General features: G+C 42.9%; 2 protein-coding genes. Both read left to right on the top strand.

Going from position 1 to position 1,708, the window contains the following annotated elements; genetic code table 11:
- The first annotated feature begins 117 nt into the window (after window positions 1-117).
- On the top strand, window positions 118-444 hold the full coding sequence (locus tag NEPTK9_RS09455) for a hypothetical protein (RefSeq protein WP_194846862.1): 327 nt from the start codon (window positions 118-120) through the stop codon (window positions 442-444).
- A gap of 290 nt (window positions 445-734) precedes the next feature.
- Window positions 735-1,643, top strand: a complete 909-nt coding sequence (locus NEPTK9_RS09450; protein ID WP_194846861.1) for a hypothetical protein — start codon at window positions 735-737, stop codon at window positions 1,641-1,643.
- Window positions 1,644-1,708: the final 65 nt, after the last annotated feature.

The following is a 1,708-nucleotide window of genomic DNA, read 5'->3' as shown; positions in this document are numbered from 1 at the left end:
TGGCGTGTCAGGAATTAGCTGATTTTCAACATATTTAGGGTTAAGTAAAGTTTCTACTTTCCTTCCTTTGTATTTTTGTGTAAAATGTTTTTTTTTGCATAAAACTTAAAGGAACTTATGGATATACCAAATTCAAAACAATCAAATAACCCACTGCCTTTAAGGGTCGATAAGACCTTGAAGTGGCTTGAAGAAAGCCGCGATTCCTGGAGAAGTAAGGCTAAAACGGCAAAATATAGCCTTAAGAAGCAAAAGCTAGCCGTAAAGAGAGCTAGAACCAGCCGCGATTCGCTTCAAGAGGAGCTGGCACAAGAAAAAGCAGCTTTAAATGCAGCTAAAGAAGTCGTTAGGCAAAAGGAAGCCGAGAATTCAGCGCTTAGAGCGAAATTGGAAAAAGTTGACCAACAGCTAGAGGAGTCAAAAAAAAAGAGGTTGCTCCTTTGACGCGTAAGCCTTGCCGCCACACATATTGGAATAGCCTCATAGCAACGTCTCTAACTCTTATGCATACTGCTTGCCTGGGGTTTTCTCCGACAGCTCATGCAATGCAGGTTTTTCGCGAGCAAGGCAAATTGGATCGTGCACCAGCTGTAGAGACATGCATTCAGTGGGAAATGAAGTTTGGGTTGCATAAGCTAATGCGCCCCAAGGAGGCTGCTAATGATTGGATATGGATTATAGATCATGTTGTTAGCAAAGGGGTACACAAATGTCTTGTAGTATTGGGAGTGCGCATGGCCTCTCTTTTGAAAAGAGATGACTTAACAGTTAGCCTTGAAGACGTGGAGCCTCTAGGAATTGTTCCCATGAAATCCAGCAATGGCGGTTTGATGGAAACAGAACTCAAGACAGTATTAAGCACAAACCATGGTATCCCACCTCTTGCGATTTTGAGGGATGATGGTCCTGATCTTCGTTGTGGGGGAAGACTCTTTTGCGAAGCCTACCCTCAGGTTGTTGATGCTGAAGATATTCCCCATAAGATTGCTTGTCTATACAAACATTGGCTAGGAAATGATGAGCTTTGGAAGGAATTTACGAAAAAGTGTTCTGACTTTAAAAAGCAAGTGCAGTTGACCGAATATGCAAAAATAGCTCCCCCTAACCAGCGCACAAAAGCAAGGTACCACAACATCGACGTCATTGTAGACTGGGGAGTCAGTAAATTATTGGAATACGAAAGCCTTCCTAAAAGCGAGCAAGAGAAGTTGAGTTGGTTGGGTGATTATGAGGAAGAGATAAGCTATTGGAAGCAGTTAGTCGATATAGGAAGGGTTGGCAGAAATTTCACTCGTAAAAAGGGTGTTTGGATCGGGTGTCATGAGGAGTTAGCAGAAGAGTTGTTAGGAGAGGAAATTTGCCCACGGGCTGAGCCATTCGCTTGCAACTTAATTGATGTTGTCGAAGAGCAAGGCAATAAGATTCCTGAAGGTAAAAAGATAATAGGTTCAACAGAAATCATAGAATCGCTGTTCGGAAAGCATAAGAGCATTAGCGAAAGAGGTCCAAAGCCTATGGGGCGATTAATTTTGTCTATGGCAAGTCGAGTTGGGGAACAACCAACAGAAGAGCTTATAGAATTAGCCTTTGGGCAGGTTAGGGAGCGTGATATAGACAGCTGGCTAACAAATGCGTTTTGTTAAGGTTTATTTGGAAGAAAAACGGAATCGTGCACAGGGAGGAGCTTATATGCATTCCTGACACGCCA

This window comes from Candidatus Neptunochlamydia vexilliferae (assembly GCF_015356785.1).
In the GTDB taxonomy this organism is placed as follows: domain Bacteria; phylum Chlamydiota; class Chlamydiia; order Chlamydiales; family Simkaniaceae; genus Neptunichlamydia; species Neptunichlamydia vexilliferae.
This window is presented reverse-complemented; position numbering and strand designations above follow the sequence as displayed.